We start from the raw sequence: 26,231 nt of genomic DNA, 5'->3' as shown, positions 1-26,231 counted from the left end.
GCGGCGGCTGTTTTTAAAGAACCTCGGCGCGTAACGCTTTGCGATCCAGTTTGCCGATGATGGTTTTGGGCAATTCTTCGCGGATCACGACTTTATCGACCCTCTCATGCTTGCCAACCCGCTCGTTTAGCCAGCCGCGCAGCGCATCCGCGCCGATATCGGTGCCCGCTTCCAACGTGACAAACACGCGTGGCAATTCGCCCAGATAATCGTCAGGCACCCCGATAACCAGCGCCTCTTTCACCGCTTCGTGTTCAAGGATAACATCTTCGACAACGCTCGGGAAAACCTTGAACCCGCCGACCGAGATCATGTCTTTGATACGGTCAACGATTTCGAGGAAGCCATCTTCATCCATTGTCGCGACATCGCCGGTGCGCAAGTAGGTTTTGCCATCCCGCTCGGCAAACACCTCGGCTGCGGTTTCGGGCTTGTTCCAGTATCCGCGCATCACCTGGGGGCCGTGAATGGCCAATTCGCCCGGTTCGCCTTCGGGGGCGAGCTTTGACGGGTCCTCTTTATCCAGCAGGATAATCTCGGTCCCGGCCACCAATTGCCCGATGGTGCCTTTTTTTCGGGTTCCCTCATAGGGATTAACAGACACCACGCCTGAACTTTCGGTGAGACCGTATCCCTCAACCACCCTTACGCCGGTAACATCTTCGAATTTGGTATGAACCGGCGCAGGCATCGGTGCGCCGCCGGAAATGCACACTTTCAGCGTCGACATATCCGTCTTGGCCAGATCGGGATGATCGAGCAGCGCCTGAAACATGGTGGGGACGCCGGGAAAGCCGGTTGCGCCGTATTTCTCGATCGTTTGCAGCACCTGTTTGGCTTCGAAACGCGGCACCATCGCAATCGAGCCGCCGCTGGCGACCGCGTGGTTCAGCAGGGCGGTGTTGGCAAACACATGGAAAAACGGCAGCGCGCCCATGAACACCTCTTCGCGCGGATTGCCGAACGGATTGATAGCGGCGACCTGCTGCGCATTCATGACCAGCTGGCTATGGCCCAACATCGCGCCTTTGGGCCGACCGGTGGTACCGCCGGTATATTGCAGCAGCGCCAAATCCTCTGCCGGATCAATCGCAATGTCCGGCGCAGGCTTGGCCGGGGTGCACGCTTTCCAGGCGCGCACAGACGGGCGGTAATCTACCTTTGCAATCTGGCTGCGCTTCAACAGTTTAAGCGCCGCGCCTTTGATCCATGGCAGCATATCGGACAATCGCCCGACAATCAGCGTTTCCAGATCGGACGTAGCCAGAACCTCGGACGCGGTCCGATACAGTTCTGGCACGTCCAGCGTTACCAAAGCGCGCGTACCGCTATCGCCGACCTGCCATGCCAGTTCTTCGACAGAATAGAGCGGCGAGAAATTGACAACCACCGCGCCCGCCATCATCGCGCCGTAATAGGCAGAGGCATAGATCGGGACATTGGGCAGGAACAGGCCGACACGGTCGCCTTTTGCGATACCCATATCGGCAAGGCCCGCGGCAAAGCGCTGCGCCTCGTCATATATCTCGCCATAGGAATAGGTCCGGCCGAGAAAGTGCAGAAACGGCGCAGCGGGATTATGTGCCACCGTCCGCCGCAGCATTTCGGGAAGGCTCATAAGCTCAAATTGAGCGTCCCACGGGGTCGGATGGTGATACGAGGCTTTATTGACATACATGTCAGTAACATTGGCGCAAGGCGCGATCTTGCACAAGCAAAACCGCTCCGCACGATGCCGAAATTGTAGCCTTAAATCAGGCTGTTCGGGCGCATAAATCCATCATGCGCCCGTTAGCGCGGATTTACGCTGGCGTTTCGCCGTCTTCGCCGCCGTCTTCGCCGCCATCTTCGCCAACGTCTTCCGCCACATCTTCGGAAGGCGTTTCTGCGGGCGTTTCCGGCTCAGGCTCTGATGCAGGCTCTGAAGCAGGCTCTGGCGCGGCTTCTTTATTCGAAGACACAAAGCCGCTTTCGGGATCAATCAGATCCGCGCCGCTTTCTTCAGCTTCGCGTTTCGCCGCCAGCCATGCTTCGGCTTCGGCCTCTTGAGCAGCCTGAGCTGCTGCTTTGACATTGGCATCGCGTTCAGCGCGCAGCTCGTCGATCAGCTTGTCCTTGTCGCTGCGGGCATCGCCAGCGGTCTCGACAGGTGCAGCTTCCTCGGTGATGCCGGCGCGTTTGGCCGCTTTGGCCACGACAGCATCAAGCTCGCGCTGCGAACACAGGCCCAACGTGACCGGATCCTTGGGTTGGATATTCTGGATGTTCCAGTGCGAACGCTCACGAATCGCTCCGATCGTGTTGCGCGTGGTGCCGATCAGTTTGCCGATCTGCGCATCCGAGATTTCAGGATGGTTCCGCAACAGCCACGCGATACCATCGGGCTTGTCCTGACGCTTGGACACGGGTGTGTAGCGCGGGCCTTTGGTCCGGGTCACTTCGACCGGGGCTTTGTGCATTTTGAGCGAGTAATTCTCGTCCGCCTGACCCAATTCGATCTCTGCCAGCGTCAATTCGCCTGCGTGCACCGGATCGCGGCCTGTATATTTGCTGCCCGCAAGGTCATCTGCCATCGCTTGAACTTCAAGAATGTGCAGACCGCAAAATTCGGCGATCTGTTCAAATGACAAGCCGGTGTGATCAACCAGCCATGTGGCGGTTGCGTGCGGCATCAGCGGAGTAGGCTGAGTATTGGCCTGGGCCATGATTATCTCCGTAAAAATAGAAGGGCCGCCCCTTTCGGAGCGGCCGCTGTGGGCTATTAGATAGGGCAAAGGCTGCCATTCGGCAAGCGAAAGCGGGCGCACCGCCATTCTATCCGGAAATTGCCGCAACACGAGAAGCCGCGGCGCTATCTGCGCCCGGCCTTCGATCCGGCTCAAAGCCGCGCGATTCGGACAGCTACCCCTCTATGGACCAGGGTGTGTCGAACTCTCAGCCCTCGCCCGCAACCTCGAGCACGATCTTGCCGATATGCTCGCCCGCTTCCATCCGCGCATGGGCGGCAGCGGCTTCGGCAAGAGGGAAAGTTTGGTCCATCACCGGCGCCAATTCGCCCGACGCGAACAGCGGCCATGCGTTGATCGCAATTTCATCGGCCAAGGCGGCTTTGAAATCGTCCGAGCGCGGGCGCAGCGTTGATCCGGTCAACGTCAGACGCCGCATCATGACCATCGGCATGAACAATTCGGCTTTCGCTCCGCCCAGCACCGCAATCGTCACATGCCGCCCGTCTTCGGCGAGACATTGCAGATTGCGCGGGACATAATCGCCCGAAACCATATCGAGCACAATGTTTACCCCTGCGCCTCCGGTGTGGCTTTTTACCGCTTCGACAAAATCGGTTTCGCGGTAATTAATCGCCAGATCCGCGCCAACTTTACGCGCCGCTTCGCATTTCGCCTCGTCGCCGCAGGTTACGATCACTTCCATGTCGAATGCTTTGGCCAGCATGATCGCCATGGTCCCGATGCCGCTGGTCCCGCCATGGATCAACAACCGTTCGCCGTCGCGCGCCATCCCGCGTTCAAAGACATTGTGCCACACCGTAAACAGCGTTTCGGGCAGCGCCGCCGCCGATTTCAGGTCCATCCCCTGAGGAACTGGGAGACAGTGGTTCCATGGCGCGGTGCAATATTCGGAATAGCCCCCGCCCGGCGTGAGCGCGGCCACCGTCTGTCCGATCATTTCATCGGGAACGTCTTTGCCAATGGCGACGATTTCTCCGGCGACTTCAAGCCCGATAATGGGCGATGCACCGGGAGGGGCGGGATAATGTCCAGCGCGCTGAATACAATCGGGGCGGTTCACACCGGCAAACGCCACACGGATAAGCACATCGTGATCGCCGGGTTCAGGCAGCGAAACCTGCTCCGGTATCAGCACTTCGGGCCCGCCCGGCGCTTCAAACCCGATTGCAGTCATAGTCTCCGGCAAAGCCGACAGCTGCGTGTTAGTCATGAAAAATGCCCCGCTTGATCGCAAAAATTGTGCAATGCAATACGACGAATAACCACCATGTGCATTGACAGCAAGCCGGTAGGATTGGATGTTACAGAAATATGGATGACGGAGACCTTCCGCGCCCGAAAGGCGACGCCGCGAGTAAACTCGCTGGCGAGGATCTCGCCCCCTATTCGCAGCACGAATTGGACGAGCGTGTTGCGCTGCTTAAAACAGAAATCGCCCGAGTGGAGGCGCACAGCAATAAAGCCGCCGCGCATAAGGCCGCTGCCGATGCCCTGTTTGGCGGGAAAGCATCATGATGCGCGAAATTACCAGTCATGTGGAAACAGATTCGCAATCCTCTGCGCCCACACCATATAGTTTACCGTACCTTCCTGTAGGCTCCGATTTCCGCAGCCTTTCACGCACTCCGACAGAGACCCCTTGATGCCAAGTTTTGCACAAAACCTAGAACGCACCCTCCACAACGCGCTGAGCAATGCATCGGAGCGTCACCATGAATATGCGACGCTGGAGCATTTGTTGCTCGCGCTGATTGATGATGAGGATGGCGCACAGGTCATGGCCGCTTGCGGCGTTGACCTCGCGGAACTCGGTGATGTGGTTAAGCAGTATCTTGATCAGGAATATCAATCACTTAAAACCGAAGACGACGCCGATCCTCAGCCGACCGCCGGGTTCCAGCGAGTGATCCAGCGCGCGATTCTGCATGTGCAGTCTTCGGGTAAGGACACTGTAACGGGCGCAAATGTGCTGGTGGCGTTGTTCTCCGAACGTGACAGCTACGCGGTCTATTTCCTGCAACAACAGGATATGAGCCGGCTCGATGCGGTCAGTTACATCAGCCACGGTATCGGCAAAGGCGGGCGTCAGGTCGAAAGCAACAAGCCAACCGGCACAGAAGAGAATGCCGCAGAACCTGCCGAAGCCGCGAAAGAGGGCGGCAACAAGAAAGAAACCGCGCTCGACCAGTTTACCGTCAACCTCAACGCGAAAGCAGAGGCCGGCAAAGTCGATCCGTTGATCGGACGCGGCCCCGAAGTGGACCGGACGGTCCAGATTCTGTGCCGCCGGTCGAAAAACAACCCGCTGTATGTGGGCGATCCCGGCGTTGGTAAAACCGCCATCGCAGAAGGCCTCGCGCGTAAGATCATCGAAGGCGACGTTCCCGAAGTGTTGAACGAGGCGGTGATCTATTCGCTCGATATGGGCGCATTGCTCGCGGGCACGCGGTATCGCGGTGATTTCGAAGAGCGGCTGAAACAGGTCGTGACCGAGCTTGAAGCGATGCCGCACGCGGTGCTGTTTATTGACGAGATTCACACCGTGATCGGCGCAGGCGCAACAAGCGGCGGGGCAATGGATGCCTCAAACCTGCTGAAACCCGCGCTAAGCGGCGGCACAATCCGCTGCATTGGTTCAACCACGTACAAAGAATTCCGCAATCACTTTGAAAAAGACCGTGCGCTGCTGCGCCGGTTCCAAAAAATCGACGTGAACGAGCCGACAATCGAGGACACGATCAAAATCCTCAAAGGTCTGCGCACCGCATTTGAAGATCACCATGGTGTGAAATACACGCCCGATGCGCTGAAAACCGCTGTCGAGCTGTCCGCGCGCTATATCAATGATCGAAAACTGCCTGATAAAGCGATCGACGTGATCGATGAAGTGGGCGCGATGCAAATGCTGGTCCCGCCCAGCCGCCGTAAGAAAAAGATCACGGCCAAAGAGATCGAGCAAGTCATTGCGACGATGGCGCGTATCCCGCCGAAATCGGTCAGCAAAGATGACAAGCAGGCGCTGCAAAACCTTGATCGCGATCTGAAACATGTCGTGTTTGGTCAGGACGAGGCGATTACCCGCCTTGCCACCGCGATGAAGCTGTCGCGCGCCGGATTGCGTGATCCCGACAAGCCGATTGGCTCGTTCCTGTTCAGCGGCCCGACCGGTGTCGGTAAAACCGAAGTCGCGCGCCAGCTCGCCTCGATCATGGGGATTGAGCTCAAGCGGTTCGACATGTCCGAATATATGGAGCGCCACAGCGTTTCGCGCCTGATCGGTGCGCCTCCGGGCTATGTCGGATATGATCAGGGCGGGCTTTTAACAGATGCCGTCGATCAGAACCCGCATTGCGTATTGCTGCTCGATGAAATCGAGAAAGCGCACCCTGATCTGTTCAACATCCTGCTTCAGGTGATGGATAATGGCCGCCTGACCGATCACCACGGCAAAACGGTCGATTTCCGTAATGTCGTGCTGATCATGACCACCAATGCCGGCGCATCCGTGATGGCGACGCAAGGCATCGGCTTTGGCGATGTATCGAAAGAAGATGCGGGCTCCGAAGCGGTCAAAAAGATGTTCACGCCGGAATTCCGTAACCGTCTCGATGCGATTGTGCCGTTTGCCTATCTCGGCAAAAGCACCGTTGCCCGCGTGGTCGACAAATTCATCCTCGAACTCGAACTGCAGCTGGCCGAACAAAACGTCCACATCCAGTTTGACAGCGATGCCCGCAGTTGGCTCGCTGATAAAGGGTATGACAAACTCTATGGCGCGCGTCCGATGGGCCGTTTGATTCAAGACAAGATCAAACAGCCACTCGCCGAAGAATTGCTGTTCGGCAAACTGGCCGATGGCGGCGAAGTGCATGTGACGGTCAAAGACGGTAAGCCGAGCTTCGAACTCGCACCGGCTCCGCCCAAGGCAAAACCAAAGCGCAAAGCGCCGGCAAAGAAAAAGCCAGCCGCGAAAAAAGCGCCGCCTGCCAAGGATGCCGACGCCAAACCCGAAGAATCGGGCAGCGATAAAGAAAGCTGATCGGGTTCAAACACAGATCAGGGGCGCGGAAAGGGAAACCTCTCCGCGCCCTTTTCGTTGAAACAGTATGACCGCTCCATTTTCCTGGATCCGCCCCGAACCGTGGGGCGTGCATATCGTCCCTGCCGATGTCTGGGTCGATCCTGGCCGGGCCGTGGACCGCGCGCTGGTCACTCACGGCCATGCCGATCACGCGCGCGGCGGGCATGGCGAAACGATTGCTACGCCTGAAACGCTGGCGATCATGGAGCTACGCTATCGCACCGGCGCACAGGACGCCTCTGGCGAGATTCCATCCAAAGCGGTGCCGTGCCAATATGGCGAGACGATCCGGCTGAAAGGCGGGGTTGATGCAACCTATATCCCCGCAGGGCATGTGCTTGGCTCTGCGCAGATCCTGCTCGAACATGCAGGCGAGCGGGTGATTATCACCGGCGATTACAAACGCCGCGCCGATCCCACCTGTGCGCCGTTTCAGGTAACCCCGTGCGATATCTTTATCACCGAAGCGACTTTCGGCCTGCCGGTTTTCACCCACCCGCCGATTGCGGAGGAAATGGCCAAGCTGACAGGCGCGCTTGCCCAAAACCCCGATGGCAGTGTGCTGGTGGGCTCTTATGCGCTGGGCAAAGCGCAGCGTGTTATCGCCGAGCTGCGCGAAGCCGGTCATAGCCAGCCGATCTATCTGCACGGGGCAATGGAAAAAATGTGCCGTCTGTATGAAGAATACGGGGTCGATCTGGGTGAACTGCGCCTTGTTGCCGGTACTGATAAAGACGAGATGCGCGGCCATATCATTATCGCCCCGCCATCGGCGCTGAGTGATCGCTGGTCGCGCCGTCTGCCCGATCCGATCACAGCCATGGCCAGCGGATGGATGCGGGTGCGCGGACGGGCGCGCCAACGCGGCGTCGAATTGCCGCTGATAATCTCAGACCATGCCGACTGGAATGAGCTGACCCAGACTATCGAAGACGTAAACCCGCAAGAGACGTGGATCACCCATGGGCGCGAACAGGCGCTGCTGCGATGGTGCGAACTGGGTCAGAGGAAAGCGCGCGCGTTGGCGTTGGTCGGGCGCGAGGATGAGGATGATTAGACACCCCGTCCCCCGCACCGATCCCGGCGCCGCCCACGCACCAAACGCCCCGTCGTTAAAGCGCGATAAGGTCGGCTTGAATCTTCTCAAGCATTTCAGCGGTAATCGCGCCCGCCGACCACGGTTGGACTGCTTTCAGGCTCATCGTCTTGAACTGACCATAGGCAGGGTGCTGATCGATATTAGGGATATGTTTGTCCAGCACCGCTTTCGCGCGTTCATCGGCGACCAATTGCTCAATCGGCGTATCGGTCGAGAACGATGCGGCTTTTTCCTGCGCATAAGCGGCGGTGATCATGGCCGGGCTTGCGGTAAGGCCAACAGCGAGAGCGATGGCAATTATTGGGGCTTTCATCGGGCATATTCCTTTGATGGGGCTGTCTTGCGAAAATGCGGCATTACCACTGCGATCTGTCTGCATCATGAAGCACCCGTTGCAAACCGGGCGCCACCGATGCGCGGTGGCACGCTATGATTGCGTTCGCAACTCTTCTCGATACGCTGGTCTACACCACCAGCCGCAACCGGAAACTTGCGCTGATTGCGGAATATCTGCGCGAGACGCCGGATCCAGATCGCGGATGGGCACTCGCGGCTTTAACCGGAGAGCTTGATTTTCCGGCGGTGAAATCCTCAACCATCCGCAATCTGATGAAAGACCGGGTCGATCCGGTCCTTTGGACACTGAGCCGCGATTTCGTCGGCGACACCGCAGAAACCGCGAGCCTGCTCTGGCCCGAACCTGATGCGCGGGCGGCCAGTGTGCCAAGCGTGGCCGAAGTGGTGGAACAGCTCGCCGGGCTAAACCGCAGCACCGCCCCCAAGGAATTGCCCCGGCTGCTCGATCTGCTTGATGCCAATGGGCGGTTTGCCTTGATCAAACTGGCGACCGGCGGGATGCGCATCGGGGTGTCAGCGCGCCTTGCCAAGACCGCTTTTGCACAGGCTTTTGATGTGGCTGTCGAAGAGGTTGAGGAATATTGGCACGCGCTAGAGGCGCCTTATCCCGAATTGTTCGCGTGGGCCGCCAATGGCGAGGACCCGCCGGACGTTTCAAACCGCCCCCGGTTTCGCCCTTTCATGCTGGCGCACCCGCTGGATGAAACTAGGCTTGATCTGGCGGAATATGCGGCAGAATGGAAATGGGACGGCATCCGTGTGCAGCTGGTCCGGGTCACCAATGAGGCGGGTGACGCCGAAACGCGGCTCTATTCACGCAGCGGCGATGATATCTCTGCGACCTTTCCCGAATTGCTGGACGTGCTGCCTGTGGATGCGGTGCTCGACGGGGAATTGCTGGTGCGTGGCAATGCGCAGGGCGGCGAGAGCGGAGGCGCCGCCAGTTTCAACGCGCTTCAGCAAAGGTTGGGGCGCAAGACCGTCTCCAAGAAAATGCTCACCGAGGCACCCGCCTTCGTAAGGCTGTATGATGCGTTGATCATCGAAGGTACAGATGTGCGGCAACAGCCATGGGCCGGCCGCCGTGCCGCCCTCGAAACGCTTATGCCGCGCCTGCCGGAAAGCCATTTCGACATTTCCCAAATAGTTGCGGCGCGCAACTTTGATCACCTTGCCGAAATCCGCGAAGGCGCCCGCGATGACGCCATCGAAGGCCTGATGCTGAAACGCCGCGATAGCCCGTATATCGCTGGCCGAAAGGTCGGCTATTGGTACAAATGGAAACGCGATCCGCTATTGATTGATTGCGTGCTGATGTATGCCCAGCGCGGCAGCGGGAAACGATCCAGCTTCTATTCCGACTATACTTTCGGCTGCTGGAACGGGGACCCCGATGCCCGCATAGAGGATGGCGGCGCGGAATTGCTGCCGGTGGGCAAAGCCTATTCGGGTTTTACCGATGCGGAGCTGAAAAAGCTCGATAAACTGGTGCGCCAAACCACCTTGAACCGGTTCGGCCCGGTGCGTGAAGTGGAGCGGACATTGGTGTTCGAAGTTGCCTTTGACAGCGTTCACACGTCCAAACGCCACAAAAGCGGGCTTGCCATGCGGTTCCCTCGCATCCACCGCATCCGCTGGGATAAGCCGGTGCATGAGGCAGACCGGATCGAAACGCTGCGCGCGCTTATCAGGGATTAGGTTGCAAGTGATTGCCGAGTGCGTATCTCCCGTCAAAGGGAGAACCACATGACACTCTACGATCAATCCATCGCCGTATACCGTGCCCGCCTTGATACGATGTCCGGCTTGCTGGCAAAGGCGGCCGCGCATCCAAAGGGGGACGCGCTGCTCGATTCAAAGCTCGCCCCGGACATGCATCCGCTTGCGACGCAAATCCGCTTTGTCACCAATCTTCCGGGGGAGGCGCTGCCCCGCCTGACCAAGCGCGAATTCACCTCGCGCGACGATAGTGAAACAACCATCGCAGGCGCGCAGGCCGTTGTCGAAGAGATGAAAGCGCTGCTGGATAGTATCGAGCCATCGGAGCTGGTCCCGGCCGACGAAACACTGGTGGTTGATCTGCCCAACGGGATGCAGTTCACACTGACGGCAGAGCAATATGTGCAGGATTGGTCGCTAACGAATTTCTATTTCCACCTCACGACCGCCTATGCGATTTTGCGCATGGAAGGGCTCGAGATTGGGAAAATCGATTTCATGCCGCACATGATGAAGCATATTTCCAAAATGCCCGGATAGGGCGAACACGCTTTCCTACAGTCATGCTTTCGTGCCAGTCCGGCAATGTTCTTTGACATCGTTGGACTGGCACAAAGTTGGGTAAGTGTCACCTGTGCCCTACAAACCCGTTTGGCATATATTACAGGCGGTTGGCTATGTAGGCACCGCATGACATGTTGGAGAATGTGTCATGTGTATCCTACGCATCACCCATCGCCGCGCGCACGGCCTCGGTGTGGTGTTTGGCATTTTCGGCATAATGCGCGGTGCCCACTTTCATGCCCATGATCGCGCCCTCGCCCAGCTCTTTCAGCTTTTTCGCGGGCCGACCGGCCCACAATTCGCGCGGCCCCATCACCTTCCGCTCGGTCAGCATCGCGCCCGCCGCAAGCATCGCATCCGATCCGATCACCGATTTGTTCATCGCAATCGCGCCCAGACCCACAAAGCCGCGATCATGGATGATGCAACCGTGCACCATCGCCATATGTCCGATCAGAACATCGTCTCCGATGATAAGGGGTGAGCCCTCTTCATCGCCGGGGCGCGGCGGATCGCAATGCAGCACGCTGCCATCCTGAACATTGCTGCGTTCGCCAATGCGGATGGTAAACACGTCCGCGCGCACCACGCAATTGTACCAGATTGAGCTGCCCGCTCCGATTTCGACGTCGCCGATGATGGTTGATCCCGGCGCGATAAAGGCGGTGTCATGGATTTTGGGCGATTTGCCGTGAATGGGGATGATGTTGGCCCCCGGAAAACGCGGATCGGTTGTGGTCATTTCTGGTTCTCCCACTGCTCTTTTTCGAGCGCATATTGAATGGTTGGGTTGTCGCGGGCTGGCATGGATGGATCGCTGAAATCCAGATCCTCACGCCGGGTCATCCCGAGCTTTTTCATCAACATCCAGCTGCCTGTGTTGGCACGGCTGGTCAAAGCCACGAGCCGCGGCGCATCAAGCGAGGTGAAACCCCATTCGATAACAGCAGTCATGGCTTCAAAAGCATATCCGCGCCGCCAGCGATCTTCGCGGATAATCCAGCCAATCTCGTGATCGCCGGGATTGGGCGCGTGGCGATTATCCACCCGTTTGATCCCGCAATGCCCGACCAGATCGCCGCCGCAAAATTCGCCGCCGGCTTTCTCGATCATCATCATAAAGCCAAAACCTTCGCGCGCGAAACTCGCCATGCTTTTGGCGTGCTTTGCTTCGATCTCATGCAATTCAATCACTCCGCCCAGATGACCCATCACCGCTGGCGTGTTGAGCGCCCGGTCATGCAAAGCGGCATCGCTTTCATCGATCTGGCGCAGGACCAGCCGGTCTGTTTCCAGCACCAGATCACCCAAGGCCACTCTCCCATGCGGCGCGGTCGATCGAATAGACGATGATCACTCCGGTTTCCGGGTCAAAATCGGAATTTTCAAAGTCGAGATCTGCGCGGCGGCGCATACCGAGCCGTTTCATCAGGCCCCAGCTCGGCGCATTGCCCTCCACTGTCATGGCGATCACTTCGTCTGCGCCAAAGCGATCAAACGCGGCGGCAAGCGATTGAGCGGCGGCTTCCTTGGCGTAGCCATGGCCCCACGCATCCTCGCGCAGGCGCCAGCCGACCTCCATCATTCCGATGGGCCCGCCCGCCTGATTGGACCGTTTGAGGCCGCAAAAGCCCAGAATCGCACCATCCTGCTTGCGCTCTATCGCCCAGAACGTGTGGCCATGATCCGTGCGATAACTTTCCAGCCGGGCGCGCGCCGCAGCCATTTTCGGTTGATCAAGAACTCCGCCAAGCCAGCGCATCACCGCAGGGGTGTTGGTCGATTGCCAGAACCCGGGCCAATCATCCGCGCGCCAATCACGCAGGATTAAACGCTGCGTCTCAAGGCGAAAGTCAGCCATTAAGAAGGCGCGCGGCGACCGGTGCATGATAGGTCAATACGCCAGAACAGCCCGCGCGTTTGAAGGCGATCAATTTTTCCATGAGCAATGCGTTACGATCGCCAATTCCAGCCGCCTCGGCCGCTTCGATCATCGCGTATTCGCCGCTCACCTGATAGGCAAACACGGGAACGCCGAACTGCTGTTTCACGCGGTAAATGATATCGAGATAGGCAAGACCCGGCTTGACCATCACGCTGTCCGCGCCCTCGGCGATGTCCAGCTCGACTTCGCGCAGCGCCTCATCGGAATTGGCAGGATCCATCTGATAGGTTTTCTTGTCACCCTTCAGCAGATCGCCCGATCCCACCGCATCGCGAAACGGGCCATAAAACGCGCTGGCATATTTGGCCGCGTAGCTCATGATCTGGACATTGGGATGACGGCCCATTTCCAAAGCCATGCGGATCGCGTGGATCCGGCCATCCATCATATCGGACGGGGCGATAATATCTGCGCCCGCTTCCGCTTGGTTGATCGCCTGATCCACCAGAGCCGCTACTGTGTCATCGTTCAGAACATAGCCCGCATCATTCAGCAAACCGTCTTGCCCGTGGCTGGTGTAGGGATCCAGCGCAACATCGGTCAGGACCCCGATTTCCTCTCCGCAGGCATCTTTGATCGCTTTGATCGCGCGGCACATCAGATTGTCGGGATTGTGTGCTTCCTCGCCTTTGTCGCTGCGCTTTTCCGGCGGCGTATTGGGAAACAGCGCGATGACCGGGATGCCCAGATCGACCGCCTCTTTTGCGCGGGCGACGATCCCGTCAACGGACCAGCGCGATACGCCGGGCAAACTCGCGACTGGATCTTCAACCCCGCTGCCTTCGGTCACGAAGAGCGGCCAGATCAGGTCCGTCGGTGTTAAAAGGTTTTCACGGTGAAGCGCGCGGCTCCATGTCGTGGCGCGCGTGCGGCGCATGCGCGTGTTTGGATATTTTCCCGTCATGCGCAGCGGTGTAGCCGCATTTGCCGGGGCGCTGCAATCACATCACATTGTAAAAATGCGGCAGGAGCGGATTATTCGGCAGTTCGCGCGGCCAAATCGATCTTTTCAATCTCGCGCAAGGGCTCTTCAGCCTCGTTGTTGAGCGGCGTAAGGTCTTGCAGCGCCGCACCGACTTCAACCTCTTTAAGCTTGCTTAGCTGCCTGCGGAAATCGGCCAGCTCGGCGCCTGAAAGCTGCGCGCGGGTGACGAATTTGACGCTCGCAGGATTGATGGCTTTGCCTCCGCGATACATCTCGTAATGCAAATGCGGTCCGGTGGAGAGGCCGGTGGAACCGACATAACCGATTACCTGACCGCGGCGCACCTGTTGTCCGCGCTGCACCGACATCCGGCTCATATGGCAATACCGCGTCGAGAGATTGCCGCCATGTTTGAGTTTGACCGCAATGCCGCAGCCGCCAGCGCGCCCTGCGGAAGAGACGGTCCCATCTGTTACGGCCACAATCGGCGTACCGCGACGAGCGCGGAAATCCATGCCCGAATGCATCCGCCGATATCCGAGGATCGGGTGGCGGCGCATTCCAAAACGCGAGGAAATCTGACCGGGCACCGGCGCGACCAGCCCGTTACGCTGTTCGCCCACCCCCGATGCTTCAAAAAAACGGCCCTCGTCGCCCCAGCGCATCAATTGCGTTCTGGGTTTTCTATCCCGCTCAAGACCAGCGTACAGCAATTTTCCAGCTTGCCGTTCGCCTGTTGCCGCGCGGCGATAGGCGATGACAATGTCAAATTCGTCAGTGGATGCGACCTCGCGGTCCATATTGATCTGGTTATCAAGCGCCTTGATATAATCCTGCACCGCGCTGGCCGGGACACCGGCTGCGCGCATCGAGCGATACAGGCTCGCGCCGACAAAGCCGCGCACCCGCAGCGGGGTATCGTCAACGCGAATCACGTTTTTCTGCAACGCCAACATGCCGCCTGTTGACGCACCCTCGGCAACACCCTGCCGCGCGACTTCGAGTTCGAGATCAAAGCGAGCGCGGAATTTCAATGTATCGAGCGGACGCGGCACCCCTTCTTCAGCCCGGCGGCCCAAAACGATATCGATCTGGGTGCCCGGCTCAATCTCGGCAAGCGGCATCGCCTGACCGACAAGCGCGCTGACCTGACCGATATCTCCGCTTGAAACGCCGGCGCGGCGGAGCATGGAGGCAAAACTGTCACCCGGAGCGAGCGTTGCCAGCATAGAGATTTGCGGGCGTTCCGGCGCGCTGGCGAGCGGAATGACTTTGGCAGTCGGACCCATCCGGCGGCCGCTATCTGCGCCAAGCGCCAGCGGCATGATCATCTGGCTGCGGAATTCATCGCGAACATTGTCGTCTTGAGGCATCGCAGTGCGCGCCTCAAGCGGGGCCATGCTGGGCCAGAATGCCAGCGCGACTGCGCCAAGCCCGATCATCGTACCCAAACCGCGAAACCAGCGGCGGCTCCCGATGTTCTGAGCCAAATCTGGCGTCAGGTCGATCCCGTCAATCCATCGCGCAGCCGAATGCTTCCATTCGGAATAGCGTTCCGCCCGTGAAACAGGGCGTGACGATACCGGACTGTCAGGCTCGTGAATATCAGCGGCGGCTTTTTCGAGATCGAGACCCAATCTGTGGGACGTGTCCAGATCCGGTTTTGGTCCGCCAGACGCGTCATTGGCCCCTTCGGACAGATCATCGTGCTGTCCGGCAGTGCCTTCAGAAATGTCGCGTATGTGATCCAACCCGATATCCTAACGGCACCTTGCGCCTTCGGTTTACGTCTACTGGCCGAAAACCTTGGTGAAACAAAGTAAATGTGTGGTTAACCAGCGACCAATCGAGTCTGCGGTGCGGCAGACCGAACCACGGGGTTTCACGTATAGCCGGGTAGAGGCATCAAAGTCCCCATTGCGGCCTTCTCCCAAGCCTGACACAAGCCATCCTTGTGACCCAATCATCGAGCAATTCACGCGTGCGGGCGGTGCTCGGCCCCACCAATACCGGCAAGACCTATCTGGCGATTGAGCGGATGTGCGCCCATTCGAGCGGGATGATGGGATTTCCGCTGCGTCTGCTCGCGCGTGAAGTGTATGACAGGGTTCGCGCTATCAAGGGCGATGATGCGGTGGCGCTGATTACCGGCGAACAGCGGATAGAACCGCCCAATGCGCGCTATTTTCTATGCACGATGGAGGCGATGGACCGTCTGGGAGGCGGCCATGCATTCGTCGCAATCGACGAGGCACAAATTGGCGCCGATCCGGAACGCGGGCATATTTTTACAGACCGTCTGTTGAATGCGCGCGGCCGCGAGGAAACGATGATTCTGGGCTCGGCTACGCTTGAGCCAATTGTCAAAGCCCTGATCCCCGGTGCAGAAATGGTCGAGCGCCCGAGGTTTTCGACACTCACCCATTCCGGCACTGCCAAACTTTCACGTCTGCCGCCGCGCAGCGCAGTTGTCGCGTTTTCGGTAGAGCAGGTTTACGCGATGGCAGAGGCGCTGCGCCGGTTCAGAGGCGGCGCGGCCGTGGTGATGGGCGCGCTATCGCCGGAAACCCGCAACAAACAGGTCGAATTGTTCCAGAATGGCGAGGTTGATTACATCGTCGCCACCGATGCCATCGGGATGGGCCTCAACCTCGATCTTGATCACGTGGCATTTGCCGCATTGTCCAAGTTTGATGGCCGGCGAAAACGGCGTCTGACCCCGGCGGAAATGGCGCAAATTGCCGGCCGTGCGGGCCGGCACCAGCGCGATGGCAGTTTCGGCACGCTGACCGGCGGCGGCACGCGCTCTGGCGCACCATTGGAATTCACCGACGAAGAAGTCTTCGCGATCGAAGAACATAAATTCGCGCCGCTTACCAAACTGCATTGGCGCGAAGCGGAACCGCGCTTTGACACTTTGCCAGTCTTGATCGGAGACCTGGAAAGCCGCCCGCGTCATGATGTGCTGCGTGCTGCACCGCCTGCGATCGATCTTGCCGTGCTCAAACGCCTTGCCGATGATCCCATTGCGAAAACCGTGAGAGGCGCCGGATTGGTGCGGCGTTTCTGGGAAGCGTGCTCGCTGCCCGATTTTCGCCAGATCGGTGTCGATCCACATTCCCGCTTTGTTGCGCGGCTGTGGCAGGATTTGTCAGATGGTTATCTTGGCGCGGATTTCATTGCGGCACGCATCGCCGAACTCGACCGGACGGGCGGCGATATTGATACTTTGCAGGGAAGGATAGCCGCGATCCGATCCTGGGCCTATATCTGCCAAAGGCCGGATTGGGTTCTGGCGCGGGATGAAATGGCAGCGCGGGCTCGTGCAGTCGAAGCAAAGCTTTCCGATGCGCTTCACGCGCGGCTGACGGAACGCTTTGTCAATCGAAGGACAACAATACTGATGAAATCGCTTGGGCAGGATGCCGGCGCACTCCCTGTAACGCTTGAAACCGATGGCCGCATCACGGTTGAAGGGGAATTGATCGGAAAGCTCGATGGCTTTCGGTTTACTGTCGATGCGAGCACCGGACTGGCGGATCGGAAAATGCTGTTATCCGCTGGCGAGAAAGCCTTGCCGAATATCCTCGCACAGCGGGCCGAATGGCTGCTTGGCGATGGCATTGCCGAACTTGCAATCGAACGCGGTGCAATCTGTTGGCAGGGCCGCATTCTGGCCGATATTGAAATGCCGGACGATTTCGGCCCGCCCCGCCTGACCCTGTCGCGCGACATAGCCTTGCTAGCGGAGCCTGCTCGCAGCGGGCTCGAAGCTGGATTGGGCGAATGGCTTGCAGCAAAGCTTGAACCGCTTGCTCCCCTGCGCAAGCTGGCCCAAGCGGCGCGTGATCCGCAAGCCGGATCCCAAGCGCGCGCGCTGCTTATCACGCTGATCGATGCCCGCGGCGTAATCAGCCGCGAGAACGCAGGATTGGAGCATCTGCCCAAAGAAATGCGGCCATTCCTGCGCAAGCTCGGCGTGACGTTTGGCGCGCTCGATATCTTTGCCAGCCCGCTGCTCAAGCCCGCGCCGCGTCAACTGCTGAGCGCATTGGGCCTCGACAAAAGACCTTTGCAGGAGGCGATGCTGCCCGTTCTGAAAGAGGCGAAACAGCTGCCGGCGGGGTATCGCCCCGCAGGATCACAAGCGATCCGGGTCGATCTGGCCGAAAAGATCCTGCGCGCCGCGTTTGAAACACGGGCCAAAGCAAGCGATGCGACCACCAAAGACCGCAATCCGCGCTTCCGGCTCAATCTGGCTTTGCCGATTTCAATCGGGTTGGAAGAGGAAAACGCGCGCCGACTATTGGGAAGCGCAGGTTTCAGAATGCAGCGTGGACGCTCTTTGGAAGAGGCCGCTCATGGCCCGCCCGCGCCCGATAGCTGGACATGGAGACCGCGCCGCGCAGGCGAGACACCGCGCCGCGGCTCCAAAACGGAGAATCGGAAGGGTAAAGGCAAAAGGCCCGGCAGCCGCAGCGGCAACGGCAACGGTTCAAACGATGGCGCAACCCGGACCAAGCCATCCAACGGGACCCGCGGTAAACCCGGTACCAAAGGCGGCGCGCGCACGCCCAAACCGCACACCGACACCGGACCCGCACGGGCGGGCGGCGCGTTTGATGGATTGGCGGACCTGCTGGGCGGATGAAGGAAAGCGGGAACGAAGATTGCTGCGATAGCATCCGGCTCGACCGGCTTTTAGTATATCTTCGTTTTGCCCGAACCCGTTCAGCCGCCTGCGCGATGATTGAAGGCCGCGCATTTCGCCGCAATCGCCAGCATGTGAAGCGAGTTAGCGAAAATGTGCAGATCGGAGACGTGTTGACCTTCATGCAAGGAGACACCGTCCGCATCATCGAAGTTCTGAGCCTGCCCGACCAGAGGGCATCTCCCGCAGCGGCGAAACAGCATTACCGTGACCTTGGCATTGGCTGATCGGCAAGCGCCTTCGCGCAATCTGGGCCTTGACCCACGGGCCGAAATCGCCATAGCACGACGCGCTCAAACAAGCCCAAAGACCGAAAGCCTTTTTCTATGACTTACGTCGTCACTGATGACTGCATCAAATGCAAATACACCGACTGCGTTGAAGTGTGCCCGGTGGATTGCTTTTACGAAGGCGAAAACATGCTGGTCATCAACCCCAGCGAGTGCATTGATTGCGGCGTGTGTGAACCGGAATGCCCGGCTGAAGCGATCCTGCCCGATACCGAAGACGGTCTTGAAAAATGGCTTGAGCTGAACACCAAATTCTCAGCGGAATGGCCCAACATCACGAGCCAGAAAGAGCCGCCTGCAGATGCCGATGAGCACAAGGGCGAAGAAGGCAAGTTCGAAAAATACTTCAGCGAAGCGCCCGGCGAAGGCGATTAATCGTACGATCGTGCATCGGGCCGGCGGTTTAGGCTGGTTGTTTAAGCCTCTGTAATATAATCAGATTCGGTGAATCATGCGCATTTGATTGTGGTCGCATGTGCGATGCTTTGGGCAATTACTTGCGCTTGCTTCGATGCGACTCGCAATATTGTTGCGATTATGTTATATAATGATGCAACCGCGCTGGTTGGAACCGGCGCTGGCGATGAAAACCAGGAAGGTCGCAACTCAACAACCTCAGGTTTGGACGGTTTTACTCCGGTGTCGGCTTCTGCCTCGCAGAACCGGGCGCCGCCGATCAAGTCTCTTGTCTGTAAGTTGATTCTGCGACCGCAAGAAAGGAACTCGCATGGCAAGCAATGCGCCCGCCTTTACGGTCGGAGATTATGTGGTTTACCCAAAGCATGGCGTTGGCCGTGTGATCGAACTGCAGAATGAAGAAATCGCAGGTATGCAGCTTGAACTGTATGTTTTGCGCTTTGAAAAAGAGCGTATGACGCTCCGCGTGCCAACCAACAAGGTGGAATCGATCGGCATGCGCAAGCTGTCGTCTGACAAGACTCTGAAAGAGGCGATGGAAACGCTCAAGGGCAAGCCCAAGGTCAAGCGTACCATGTGGTCACGCCGGGCACAGGAATACGAAGCGAAGATCAACAGCGGCGAGATTGTATTGATCGCCGAAGTGACGCGTGACCTGTTCCGGCCTGAGGATCAGCCAGAGCAGAGCTATTCCGAGCGTCAGATTTTTGAAGCGGCATCCAGCCGCCTCGCGCGCGAACTGGGCGCTATGGAAGAGTCCGATGAAGCGACCGCACTGGAGAAAATTCTCGAAGTGCTGCGCGAACATGCTCCGCAATATTACAACAATGATGACGACGACAGCTAAGGCCGAATTCGCATCAAAGACCAATCAAAGGGCTGCCCGCCGGGGTGGCCCTTTTTGATTCCAGCTCCCTTGTTATCGCCCGCCTAGTGTATTATACCAGCAACACGCCTTAGCTTCCGGATGGAGACAGAACTATGATTGCTCGGATATTCAAACGCCTCGCCCCGTTCGCCGTGCTAGCCATGGGTGTTGCCCTGACGGGATGCAGCAATGTCGACATGACTATCAATGGCGAAGAAGGTGTGCCTTTGGCCGATCTGGATATTGGCGGCGCTGCGCCAACCGATCTGGTGGTCGCCACCGATGCCAATGTCATCGTGTCCGAGGGTGAAACGCTGAACATCGTGGTTGAGGATGATCCGGATAACGCGCTTCGTTTTACGCTCGACGAGAGCACAATCGGCGTAACCAGTGAACCCGGTTTCAGCTTCACAGATGGCAGTCCGGTGGTTCGCATCACAATGCCCGCGCCGCAAAGCATCGTGATCGCAGGGTCAGGGGCGGTGCAAGCGGCGACCGTTTCCAGCACCCCTGAAATCGTTATCGGGGGGTCAGGTTCCGTCGCCATCGATTCCATCGCAGCCGAAACCCTTGAGATCAGCATTGGCGGATCAGGCTCTATCAAAGGCGCAGGCACGGCGCAGCGTCTTGAGGTCACAATCGGGGGATCAGGCGATGTCCTGCTTGCCGGCCTCAAAGCGGACAGGGCCGAAATTTCCATCGGCGGATCGGGCAATGTGGCCTTTGCGTCCGATGGCGAGGTGGAAGCCAACATTGCAGGGGCAGGCGATATCAACGTGACCGGCACTGCAAAATGCACCCTGAACAGCTTTGGTTCGGGCAATCTGAATTGTACCGCGGCAAACAGCGAAGCACAGGCCGAGCCGGCCATAACCGAAGAGAATTGATCGGCAGGCAAACCAATCGGGGCTGAGTGCTTTGCCCGGCTTGCATTCCCGCTGGGACTGCGCATGATGCCTCCTATATGCGCGCACTTCCATTTTTGACGCTTGCTGCGGCAGGCCTTTCGCTTTCAGGTTGCGTCGTGGGCGCAGTCGCTGATGTTGTCACCGCTCCGGTAAGGGTCGGGAGCAAAGCGGTTGATCTGGCCACGACCAGCCAGTCAGAGGCGGACGAAAAACGCGGCCGCGAAATCCGCAAGCGCGAAGAACAGCTCGGCAAACTGGAGCGGCGCTACGGCAAAGAACTCCGCGATTGTCAGGACGGTGACAGGGGTGCCTGCGCCAAGGCGCAATTGACTTACCGCGAAATGCAGACGCTGACCCCGGCCATTCCGGTTGAACCCGAACCTGAAGATTAATCGACCGGTGTTGCCGCGCGGCGCAAACGATCATTGATAGCCCGGCCGATTCCGGTGTTTGGTACCGGCGCGATGGCAATACGGGGTTTATCCGATGCTGCCCCCTGATGCAGGCAATCGTATAGGCGCGAGGCTGCTTGATTTAGATCGGCTGCCAAAGACAGATTGCAGCCACGAAAACCGGCGCCAGGATCGCCGCCAAACCCGATCCAGAACTCATCAGGCTCAGCGTTGGCCGCATTCAGGCGCACCGGTTTGCCGGGCGAGTAATGGCTTGCGAGCTGTCCGGGTGCCTCAATTGATCTATCACGGCCCGATGATCCGGCGTTCTTGTCGAACTCGATTGGGCCGGGCCGAAGCTCCTCGATCGAACCATCTTCTCGAACCGCGACGATGGTCGATTCAACACCTGAACGCGCCGGCCCTGCATCAAGCACGAGGTCAATCCGGCCATCAAGCGAAGCCAGCACGTGATTGGCTTTGGTTGGACTTATAAAGCCGCTGCGATTGGCAGATGGCGCAGCGAGCGGAACCGATACCGCTTTCAGCAAGTCCTGCATCACCGGATGCGCCGGTACCCGCAGTGCGACTGTGGGCAGGCCAGCAGTCACAGCCTTTGCAAGCCCGTGATTGTCACGAAGCGGAACGACCATCGTTAGCGGGCCAGGCCAATGGCGCGCACCCAATTGCAGCGCTGCCAATGGGAAGTCGCCGTATTGTTTTGCCTGCTCTTCATCCCTCACATGCACGATCAGAGGGTTGAAATCGGGACGGCCCTTTGCCGCATAGATCCTGGCCACGGCCTCCGCGCTATCGGCACGCGCAGCAAGGCCATAAACCGTCTCGGTCGGCACCGCGACAAGCCCGCCCGATTCCAGAATCGCCGCAGCCCGCGCAATCCCTGCCGCGTCTGCCAGCACCACTTCCGTAACGTTCTTGCCGCTCATAGGATCGTCGCTATATTCTTGACGAAGCGCTGCCAAGCGAAACGCGCTTTTCCGATATATTCGCACCGCCCAAAACAGGACGATACCCGCCCGTGACCCCTTATACGCCCCCCACCCAAGACCAGCTGCTCGCCATCCGTGTGAATGCAGGGATCGAAGAAATCGCAGCTTCTGAGAAATTCGCCCATGCGGAACCCGACTTGGTCGAAGCAATCGTTGATGGTGTGGGCCAGTTTGCGGCGGGCGAATTTGCCCCGCTTAACCGGATCGGCGATCTTGAGGGGGCGAAACTGGAAAATGGTGTTGTGCGATTGCCCGACGGTTTCAAAGAAGCCTACGATTCCTATGTCGAGCAGGGATGGAATGCGATTGCCTCTCCCGAAGCGCATGGGGGGCAGGGCCTGCCCTTTACGCTGTCCTGCAACGTGCTCGAAAATCTTGGTGCGGCAAATATGGCATTTTGCCTTCTGCCGATGCTGTCTGTGGGTTCGATCGAAGCGTTGGAGCATCACGGCAGCAAAGATCAGCAGGCAAAGTATCTCCCCGATCTGGTCAGCGGCAAATGGTCGGGCACAATGAACCTGACAGAGCCCGCCGCAGGCAGCGATGTGGGCGCATTGCGATCCACTGCCGTCCCGATCGAAGACGGCGAACATGCGGGCAAATACCGCATCACCGGCCAAAAGATCTACATCACCTGGGGTGAGCACGAGCTGGCTGAAAACATCATCCACCTGGTACTCGCGCGTTTGCCTGATGCACCAGAAGGGTCACGCGGGATTTCTTTGCTCGTTGTTCCCAAATATCACGTGAATGACGATGGTTCGCTGGGCAATCGCAACGATCTGCGCTGCGTCAGCCTTGAACACAAGCTGGGCATCAACGCATCGCCCACTTGTGTCATGAGCTATGGCGATAATGGCGAATGCATCGGAGAAATCGTGGGCGAGCCCAATCGCGGGTTGATGGCCATGTTCACGATGATGAACAATGCACGCATCAATGTCGGCAACCAAGGCAGCCAGATCGCGGAACGGGCAACCCAGCAAGCGGTGGCTTACGCTGCGGACCGGGTCCAGTCCGCACGCGCCGGATCACCCGACAAGAACCCCGTGGCGATTATCGAGCACCCCGATGTGCGGCGTATGATCCTGCGGATGAAAGCGCTTACCGAAGGCTCGCGTGCGCTCCTGTATTATTGCGCCGGTCAGGTAGACCGCGGAACGATTGGCAATACCGATGCCAGAAACCGCGCCGAAATCCTCGTCCCGCTGCTCAAAGCATGGGGCACTGATATCGGTGTCGAAGTTGCTGGGATCGGAATTCAGATTCACGGCGGTATGGGGTTCGTTGAAGAAACCGGTGCAGCACAGCATTGGCGTGATTCGCGCATTGCCCCGATTTATGAAGGCACCAACGGTATTCAGGCGGCCGATCTGGTGACGCGCAAGCTCGGCCTTGAAGGCGGAGAGGCGATGATTGGCCTGTTTGAAGAGATCGCGCGCGATGCCGCCGATGAAACAACGCTTGCCGCGCTGGCAACAGATTGCGCGCATATCGCCCGCTGGATGCGTGACGAAGCCAGCCTCGATGATCGGCTCGCCGGTAGCGTCCCGTTTTGCACTATGGCCGCAGTGGCCGTGGCGGGGTGGCAATTGATGAAACAGGTCAAAGCGGTGGCCGGCGGCGCAGCGCCTTCGCTGGCAGAAACAAAGCCGGTTACGGCGCGGTTCTTCATCGACCGGATTGTACCGGAGGCCCACGGCCTGAAAGCCGGAGCAATCGGCGGATCAGATCTGCTTTACTCCATCCCCAGCTCCAGCCTCGCCGGTTGAGTGCGAAACTCTGGTGAGTGATCCCACAGATCCTCTTGAACGGATAGCGCGGGCTTTGGAAAGGCTCGCCCCTGCGCCCGCGGCGGCGGCCGATTGGCAAACGCACCCGGCCTATGTCTGGGATGGACAATCAGCGCGCAGATTGTCTGCGATCGAAGCGCCGCGCCTTGATCAATTGCAGGCAATCGATCCGCAAAAAAGCCTTGTCTATGATAACATCCACCGGCTTGCCCGGGGATATGCCGCGCACGACATGTTGTTGTGGGGCGCGCGCGGGATGGGAAAATCAGCCCTTTTGCGCGGCGTGGTAAAACAGGTTCAGGTTGAAGCGCCCATGGCCCTCGGCCTGGTTCAGGTTGCACCCGATGCGTTGTCTTCTTTGCCGCAGCTGTTTGACGCGCTTTCGCCCGTGAAAAGACAGTTTGTGATTTTTATCGACGATCTTGGCTTTGCCGAAGATGACACCGTCGGCCCGCGCCGATTGCGCAGCTGGCTCGAAGGCGGGGTTGAAGCGCGCTCTGCCAATTGCCGATTGGCGGTAACTTCAAACCGCAGAGCGATCCTCGCCCGACAGGCAAAAGAACAGGACCCCGATAGCGGTGATAGCGCGCTGAACATGCGCGATGCGATCGATGATAAGCTGGCGTTGGCCGACAGGTTCGGATTGTCGGTGGGATTTCATCCATGCGGAAAGCAAGATTATATCAGCATTGTCCGGGCCTATGCCGATCCGCTCGGCCTCAGTTTTGCCGAGGAAGACGCGCTCGCCTGGGCTATGGGACGCGGTCAAAGGTCAGGTCGCGCAGCGTGGCAATATGTCGTCGATCTCGCCGGCAAGGCCGGAAAAACCGTGCGATAATATCCCCTTACCTGCGTGCGCCCCCAAAGGGTTACTCGATGGCCTGTCCGGCCTGACGACGCAGGTAATCTTCTTCGAAACTGGCGCGTGGATCACGCAATTCGCGCTGCGGCGGCAAAGATTTCCCTGATATCTGTACGATCCCTTCACCCGCATCTGCATCCGGCGCAACAGCACGCCAGATAATTCCGGCGGTATCATCCGATACAAGCAGCGATCCGTCAGAGGCCCACTCCACCCATGTCGGGCGGCCTTTGGTGGTGCCATCGTCATTCAGGAACCCGCCGAGAACAGTAACCGGTTTGCCAATCGGATTGCCAAGAGCATCAAACTCCACATAGACGACATCATATCCCGATGGCGGTTTGCGGTTCCATGATCCGTGGCGCGCAATAAAGGCGCCGCTGGCCATTTTATTGCCCATGCGGTGCCCTTCTTTGGTGAATACCAACCCAAGAGCAGCGACATGCGGGCCAAGCGCAAATTCAGGATTGCGAGTATATTCCATAAGATATGCCGGCATAGGCGTCTTTACCCGGCGATCGATATTTTCTTTGTAATAGAGCCATGGCCAACCATACTGCGCGCCGATCGGCACATTGGTAAGATAATCAGGCACGAGGTCCGACCCCAGCATATCGCGTTCATTCACGGTGGTCCAAAGCTCGCCCGACCAAGGGCTGAAATCGAGGCCGTTCGGATTGCGCAACCCGACGGCGAACTGCCGCGGACTTCCTGATTCAAGATCGTATTCCCAAATCATCGCGCGGCCTTCTTCGACAGCCATTCCGCTTTCGCCGATATTGCTGACTGATCCGACTGCGACATACAGCACGTTTTTCTCTGGGTGGATCTCCATGTTGCGCATCCAGTGTCCGCCGCCTGCTGGCAAATCCATGAGCTTGAGCCCCTTTCCGCTGACAGTTTCGCTACCCAGTTCATAATCGAACGCCAGCACGGCGTTATGGTTGGCAACATACAGCGTGCCATCGCGCCAGCTCATACCAGACGGCGAATCGAGGCCTTCTTCGCGGATCACAACCTGCTTTTCGGCAGCACCATCGCCATCTTCATCGCGCAAAAGGACAATTTGATTGGGGCTTTCGCCGCTCGCGCCCGCTTCGCTGAATAGATACGATGCCACCCAACCGCGCAGGGTCGCCATAATGCCCCCCTCGCCATCGCCTTCGGTTTTCGGCGCGCGGGTCAGCGTAACAAGGACATCGCCATTGGGCAGCGCATACAGAACGCGCGGGTGCTCAAGCCCCTCGGCAAACCGATTGACGGACAGCCCTTCGCCGGGTTCAGGCAATTCGCCGTCGGCCCAGCCCACCGGTTTGGCAATCTGTACAGTCGGAAAATCTTCAGCCTGAGGTTCTGCGAGAATTGGCTCGGTTCCGGCAACTTCGTCTACGGACATTTCGGCGGTGTCGCCGCGGGTGAGAAAGAACAGAGCCACGCCGATGATCAAGGTCAGGACGAGAAGCGCGATTGCGAGTTTGCGAAGAATAGCCATGTGGGGTGAAATAGAGCCGCAAACCGCTTGCGGCAACACTCGAACACT

The 26,231-nt window shown here is 58.6% G+C and carries 23 protein-coding genes and 1 pseudogene; 13 read left to right on the top strand and 11 right to left on the bottom strand.

Annotated features, from left to right (window positions below; translation table 11 throughout):
- Nucleotides 1-13 precede the first annotated feature (13 nt).
- From FGU71_RS05670 to FGU71_RS05660, 3 genes and pseudogenes are all read right to left on the bottom strand, one after another.
- Nucleotides 14-1,678, bottom strand: a complete 1,665-nt coding sequence (locus FGU71_RS05670) for a long-chain-fatty-acid--CoA ligase (protein WP_142787656.1) — start codon at nucleotides 1,676-1,678, stop codon at nucleotides 14-16.
- A 307-nt stretch (nucleotides 1,679-1,985) separates the two neighbouring features.
- Nucleotides 1,986-2,705, bottom strand: a pseudogene (locus FGU71_RS05665) (cell cycle transcriptional regulator TrcR); the annotation flags it as partial.
- 229 nt (nucleotides 2,706-2,934) lie between these two features.
- Nucleotides 2,935-3,960 (bottom strand): NAD(P)H-quinone oxidoreductase, encoded by a 1,026-nt coding sequence (locus FGU71_RS05660; protein ID WP_234035662.1) that lies wholly within the window; start codon nucleotides 3,958-3,960, stop codon nucleotides 2,935-2,937.
- 101 nt (nucleotides 3,961-4,061) lie between these two features.
- Here FGU71_RS05660 and FGU71_RS05655 point away from each other — a divergent pair, with 101 nt between their 5' ends.
- The 3 genes from FGU71_RS05655 to FGU71_RS05645 all read left to right on the top strand — a co-directional run bounded on the left by FGU71_RS05655 (nucleotide 4,062) and on the right by FGU71_RS05645 (nucleotide 7,888).
- Nucleotides 4,062-4,265: a DUF1192 domain-containing protein gene (locus tag FGU71_RS05655; protein WP_142787654.1), complete on the top strand. Its 204-nt coding sequence runs from the start codon at nucleotides 4,062-4,064 to the stop codon at nucleotides 4,263-4,265.
- 127 nt (nucleotides 4,266-4,392) lie between these two features.
- Nucleotides 4,393-6,789 carry an ATP-dependent Clp protease ATP-binding subunit ClpA gene (gene clpA, locus FGU71_RS05650; protein ID WP_142787653.1) on the top strand — a complete coding sequence of 799 codons (2,397 nt, stop codon included), beginning with the start codon at nucleotides 4,393-4,395 and terminating at the stop codon, nucleotides 6,787-6,789.
- Nucleotides 6,790-6,856: 67 nt separating this feature from the next.
- Nucleotides 6,857-7,888: a ligase-associated DNA damage response exonuclease gene (locus tag FGU71_RS05645; protein WP_142787652.1), complete on the top strand. Its 1,032-nt coding sequence runs from the start codon at nucleotides 6,857-6,859 to the stop codon at nucleotides 7,886-7,888.
- Nucleotides 7,889-7,943: 55 nt separating this feature from the next.
- On the opposite strand, the gene FGU71_RS05640 is transcribed toward FGU71_RS05645, so the two are convergent.
- The gene (locus tag FGU71_RS05640; protein ID WP_142787651.1) at nucleotides 7,944-8,243 is read right to left on the bottom strand and encodes a hypothetical protein; all 300 of its coding nucleotides are present in this window, start codon (nucleotides 8,241-8,243) and stop codon (nucleotides 7,944-7,946) included.
- Nucleotides 8,244-8,359: 116 nt separating this feature from the next.
- On the opposite strand from FGU71_RS05640, the gene FGU71_RS05635 reads away from it, so the two are divergent.
- Together FGU71_RS05635 and FGU71_RS05630 are read left to right on the top strand one after the other, a co-directional pair.
- The gene (locus tag FGU71_RS05635; RefSeq protein WP_142787650.1) at nucleotides 8,360-9,985 is read left to right on the top strand and encodes a cisplatin damage response ATP-dependent DNA ligase; all 1,626 of its coding nucleotides are present in this window, start codon (nucleotides 8,360-8,362) and stop codon (nucleotides 9,983-9,985) included.
- Nucleotides 9,986-10,033: 48 nt separating this feature from the next.
- Nucleotides 10,034-10,546 carry a DUF1993 domain-containing protein gene (locus tag FGU71_RS05630; protein ID WP_142787649.1) on the top strand — a complete coding sequence of 171 codons (513 nt, stop codon included), beginning with the start codon at nucleotides 10,034-10,036 and terminating at the stop codon, nucleotides 10,544-10,546.
- A gap of 181 nt (nucleotides 10,547-10,727) precedes the next feature.
- Here FGU71_RS05630 and FGU71_RS05625 read toward each other — a convergent pair whose 3' ends face one another.
- The 5 genes from FGU71_RS05625 to FGU71_RS05605 all read right to left on the bottom strand — a co-directional run bounded on the left by FGU71_RS05625 (nucleotide 10,728) and on the right by FGU71_RS05605 (nucleotide 15,191).
- Complete coding sequence (locus tag FGU71_RS05625; RefSeq protein WP_142787648.1) at nucleotides 10,728-11,312, bottom strand: gamma carbonic anhydrase family protein; 585 nt, start codon at nucleotides 11,310-11,312, stop codon at nucleotides 10,728-10,730.
- Nucleotides 11,309-11,887: a GNAT family N-acetyltransferase gene (locus FGU71_RS05620; RefSeq protein WP_234035661.1), complete on the bottom strand. Its 579-nt coding sequence runs from the start codon at nucleotides 11,885-11,887 to the stop codon at nucleotides 11,309-11,311. Before FGU71_RS05620 ends, FGU71_RS05625 begins: the two co-directional genes overlap by 4 nt.
- Nucleotides 11,874-12,431, bottom strand: a complete 558-nt coding sequence (locus tag FGU71_RS05615) for a GNAT family N-acetyltransferase (protein WP_142787646.1) — start codon at nucleotides 12,429-12,431, stop codon at nucleotides 11,874-11,876. The genes FGU71_RS05620 and FGU71_RS05615 overlap by 14 nt, the downstream gene beginning before the upstream one ends.
- Complete coding sequence (gene hemB, locus FGU71_RS05610) at nucleotides 12,424-13,419, bottom strand: porphobilinogen synthase (protein ID WP_142787645.1); 996 nt, start codon at nucleotides 13,417-13,419, stop codon at nucleotides 12,424-12,426. Before hemB ends, FGU71_RS05615 begins: the two co-directional genes overlap by 8 nt.
- 71 nt (nucleotides 13,420-13,490) lie before the next feature.
- The gene (locus FGU71_RS05605; protein ID WP_234035660.1) at nucleotides 13,491-15,191 is read right to left on the bottom strand and encodes a M23 family metallopeptidase; all 1,701 of its coding nucleotides are present in this window, start codon (nucleotides 15,189-15,191) and stop codon (nucleotides 13,491-13,493) included.
- A 203-nt stretch (nucleotides 15,192-15,394) separates the two neighbouring features.
- On the opposite strand from FGU71_RS05605, the gene FGU71_RS05600 reads away from it, so the two are divergent.
- From FGU71_RS05600 to FGU71_RS05575, 6 genes are all read left to right on the top strand, one after another.
- Nucleotides 15,395-18,091 carry a helicase-related protein gene (locus FGU71_RS05600; RefSeq protein ID WP_142787644.1) on the top strand — a complete coding sequence of 899 codons (2,697 nt, stop codon included), beginning with the start codon at nucleotides 15,395-15,397 and terminating at the stop codon, nucleotides 18,089-18,091.
- Nucleotides 18,088-18,378 (top strand): S4 domain-containing protein, encoded by a 291-nt coding sequence (locus FGU71_RS05595; RefSeq protein WP_142787643.1) that lies wholly within the window; start codon nucleotides 18,088-18,090, stop codon nucleotides 18,376-18,378. Before FGU71_RS05600 ends, FGU71_RS05595 begins: the two co-directional genes overlap by 4 nt.
- Nucleotides 18,379-18,477: 99 nt before the next feature.
- Nucleotides 18,478-18,816 (top strand): ferredoxin FdxA, encoded by a 339-nt coding sequence (gene fdxA, locus FGU71_RS05590; RefSeq protein WP_142787642.1) that lies wholly within the window; start codon nucleotides 18,478-18,480, stop codon nucleotides 18,814-18,816.
- Between the two features lie 352 nt (nucleotides 18,817-19,168).
- The gene (locus FGU71_RS05585) at nucleotides 19,169-19,705 is read left to right on the top strand and encodes a CarD family transcriptional regulator (RefSeq protein WP_142787641.1); all 537 of its coding nucleotides are present in this window, start codon (nucleotides 19,169-19,171) and stop codon (nucleotides 19,703-19,705) included.
- 134 nt (nucleotides 19,706-19,839) lie between these two features.
- Nucleotides 19,840-20,613: a GIN domain-containing protein gene (locus FGU71_RS05580; protein WP_142787640.1), complete on the top strand. Its 774-nt coding sequence runs from the start codon at nucleotides 19,840-19,842 to the stop codon at nucleotides 20,611-20,613.
- 77 nt (nucleotides 20,614-20,690) lie between these two features.
- Nucleotides 20,691-21,026 (top strand): hypothetical protein, encoded by a 336-nt coding sequence (locus FGU71_RS05575; protein WP_142787639.1) that lies wholly within the window; start codon nucleotides 20,691-20,693, stop codon nucleotides 21,024-21,026.
- On the opposite strand, the gene FGU71_RS05570 is transcribed toward FGU71_RS05575, so the two are convergent.
- Nucleotides 21,023-21,973: an L-threonylcarbamoyladenylate synthase gene (locus FGU71_RS05570; protein ID WP_142787638.1), complete on the bottom strand. Its 951-nt coding sequence runs from the start codon at nucleotides 21,971-21,973 to the stop codon at nucleotides 21,023-21,025. The genes FGU71_RS05575 and FGU71_RS05570 overlap by 4 nt on opposite strands.
- Nucleotides 21,974-22,065: 92 nt before the next feature.
- Here FGU71_RS05570 and FGU71_RS05565 point away from each other — a divergent pair, with 92 nt between their 5' ends.
- Together FGU71_RS05565 and FGU71_RS05560 are read left to right on the top strand one after the other, a co-directional pair.
- The gene (locus FGU71_RS05565) at nucleotides 22,066-23,808 is read left to right on the top strand and encodes an acyl-CoA dehydrogenase (protein ID WP_142787637.1); all 1,743 of its coding nucleotides are present in this window, start codon (nucleotides 22,066-22,068) and stop codon (nucleotides 23,806-23,808) included.
- Nucleotides 23,809-23,821: 13 nt separating this feature from the next.
- Nucleotides 23,822-24,667, top strand: a complete 846-nt coding sequence (locus FGU71_RS05560) for a DUF815 domain-containing protein (protein ID WP_142787636.1) — start codon at nucleotides 23,822-23,824, stop codon at nucleotides 24,665-24,667.
- Nucleotides 24,668-24,698: 31 nt separating this feature from the next.
- On the opposite strand, the gene FGU71_RS05555 is transcribed toward FGU71_RS05560, so the two are convergent.
- Nucleotides 24,699-26,183 carry a PQQ-dependent sugar dehydrogenase gene (locus tag FGU71_RS05555; RefSeq protein ID WP_142787635.1) on the bottom strand — a complete coding sequence of 495 codons (1,485 nt, stop codon included), beginning with the start codon at nucleotides 26,181-26,183 and terminating at the stop codon, nucleotides 24,699-24,701.
- Between the last annotated feature and the right edge of the window lie 48 nt (nucleotides 26,184-26,231).

Origin of the sequence: Erythrobacter insulae, assembly GCF_007004095.1 — a bacterium.
Lineage (GTDB): Bacteria > Pseudomonadota > Alphaproteobacteria > Sphingomonadales > Sphingomonadaceae > Erythrobacter > Erythrobacter insulae.
This window is presented reverse-complemented; position numbering and strand designations above follow the sequence as displayed.

What these genes read in the sequence shown, in the direction of transcription:
- FGU71_RS05595 (WP_142787643.1), top strand. Translation starts at nt 18,088, where the DNA reads ATGAAGGAAAGCGGGAACGAAGATTGCTGCGATAGCATCCGGCTCGAC.
- FGU71_RS05660 (WP_234035662.1), bottom strand. Translation starts at nt 3,960, where the DNA reads ATGACTAACACGCAGCTGTCGGCTTTGCCGGAGACTATGACTGCAATC.
- FGU71_RS05625 (WP_142787648.1), bottom strand. Translation starts at nt 11,312, where the DNA reads ATGACCACAACCGATCCGCGTTTTCCGGGGGCCAACATCATCCCCATT.
- FGU71_RS05585 (WP_142787641.1), top strand. Translation starts at nt 19,169, where the DNA reads ATGGCAAGCAATGCGCCCGCCTTTACGGTCGGAGATTATGTGGTTTAC.
- FGU71_RS05555 (WP_142787635.1), bottom strand. Translation starts at nt 26,183, where the DNA reads ATGGCTATTCTTCGCAAACTCGCAATCGCGCTTCTCGTCCTGACCTTG.
- FGU71_RS05575 (WP_142787639.1), top strand. Translation starts at nt 20,691, where the DNA reads ATGCGCGCACTTCCATTTTTGACGCTTGCTGCGGCAGGCCTTTCGCTT.
- FGU71_RS05630 (WP_142787649.1), top strand. Translation starts at nt 10,034, where the DNA reads ATGACACTCTACGATCAATCCATCGCCGTATACCGTGCCCGCCTTGAT.
- FGU71_RS05670 (WP_142787656.1), bottom strand. Translation starts at nt 1,678, where the DNA reads ATGTATGTCAATAAAGCCTCGTATCACCATCCGACCCCGTGGGACGCT.
- FGU71_RS05615 (WP_142787646.1), bottom strand. Translation starts at nt 12,431, where the DNA reads ATGGCTGACTTTCGCCTTGAGACGCAGCGTTTAATCCTGCGTGATTGG.
- FGU71_RS05655 (WP_142787654.1), top strand. Translation starts at nt 4,062, where the DNA reads ATGGATGACGGAGACCTTCCGCGCCCGAAAGGCGACGCCGCGAGTAAA.
- fdxA (WP_142787642.1), top strand. Translation starts at nt 18,478, where the DNA reads ATGACTTACGTCGTCACTGATGACTGCATCAAATGCAAATACACCGAC.
- FGU71_RS05640 (WP_142787651.1), bottom strand. Translation starts at nt 8,243, where the DNA reads ATGAAAGCCCCAATAATTGCCATCGCTCTCGCTGTTGGCCTTACCGCA.
- FGU71_RS05645 (WP_142787652.1), top strand. Translation starts at nt 6,857, where the DNA reads ATGACCGCTCCATTTTCCTGGATCCGCCCCGAACCGTGGGGCGTGCAT.
- FGU71_RS05570 (WP_142787638.1), bottom strand. Translation starts at nt 21,973, where the DNA reads ATGAGCGGCAAGAACGTTACGGAAGTGGTGCTGGCAGACGCGGCAGGG.
- FGU71_RS05635 (WP_142787650.1), top strand. Translation starts at nt 8,360, where the DNA reads ATGATTGCGTTCGCAACTCTTCTCGATACGCTGGTCTACACCACCAGC.
- FGU71_RS05580 (WP_142787640.1), top strand. Translation starts at nt 19,840, where the DNA reads ATGATTGCTCGGATATTCAAACGCCTCGCCCCGTTCGCCGTGCTAGCC.
- clpA (WP_142787653.1), top strand. Translation starts at nt 4,393, where the DNA reads ATGCCAAGTTTTGCACAAAACCTAGAACGCACCCTCCACAACGCGCTG.
- hemB (WP_142787645.1), bottom strand. Translation starts at nt 13,419, where the DNA reads ATGACGGGAAAATATCCAAACACGCGCATGCGCCGCACGCGCGCCACG.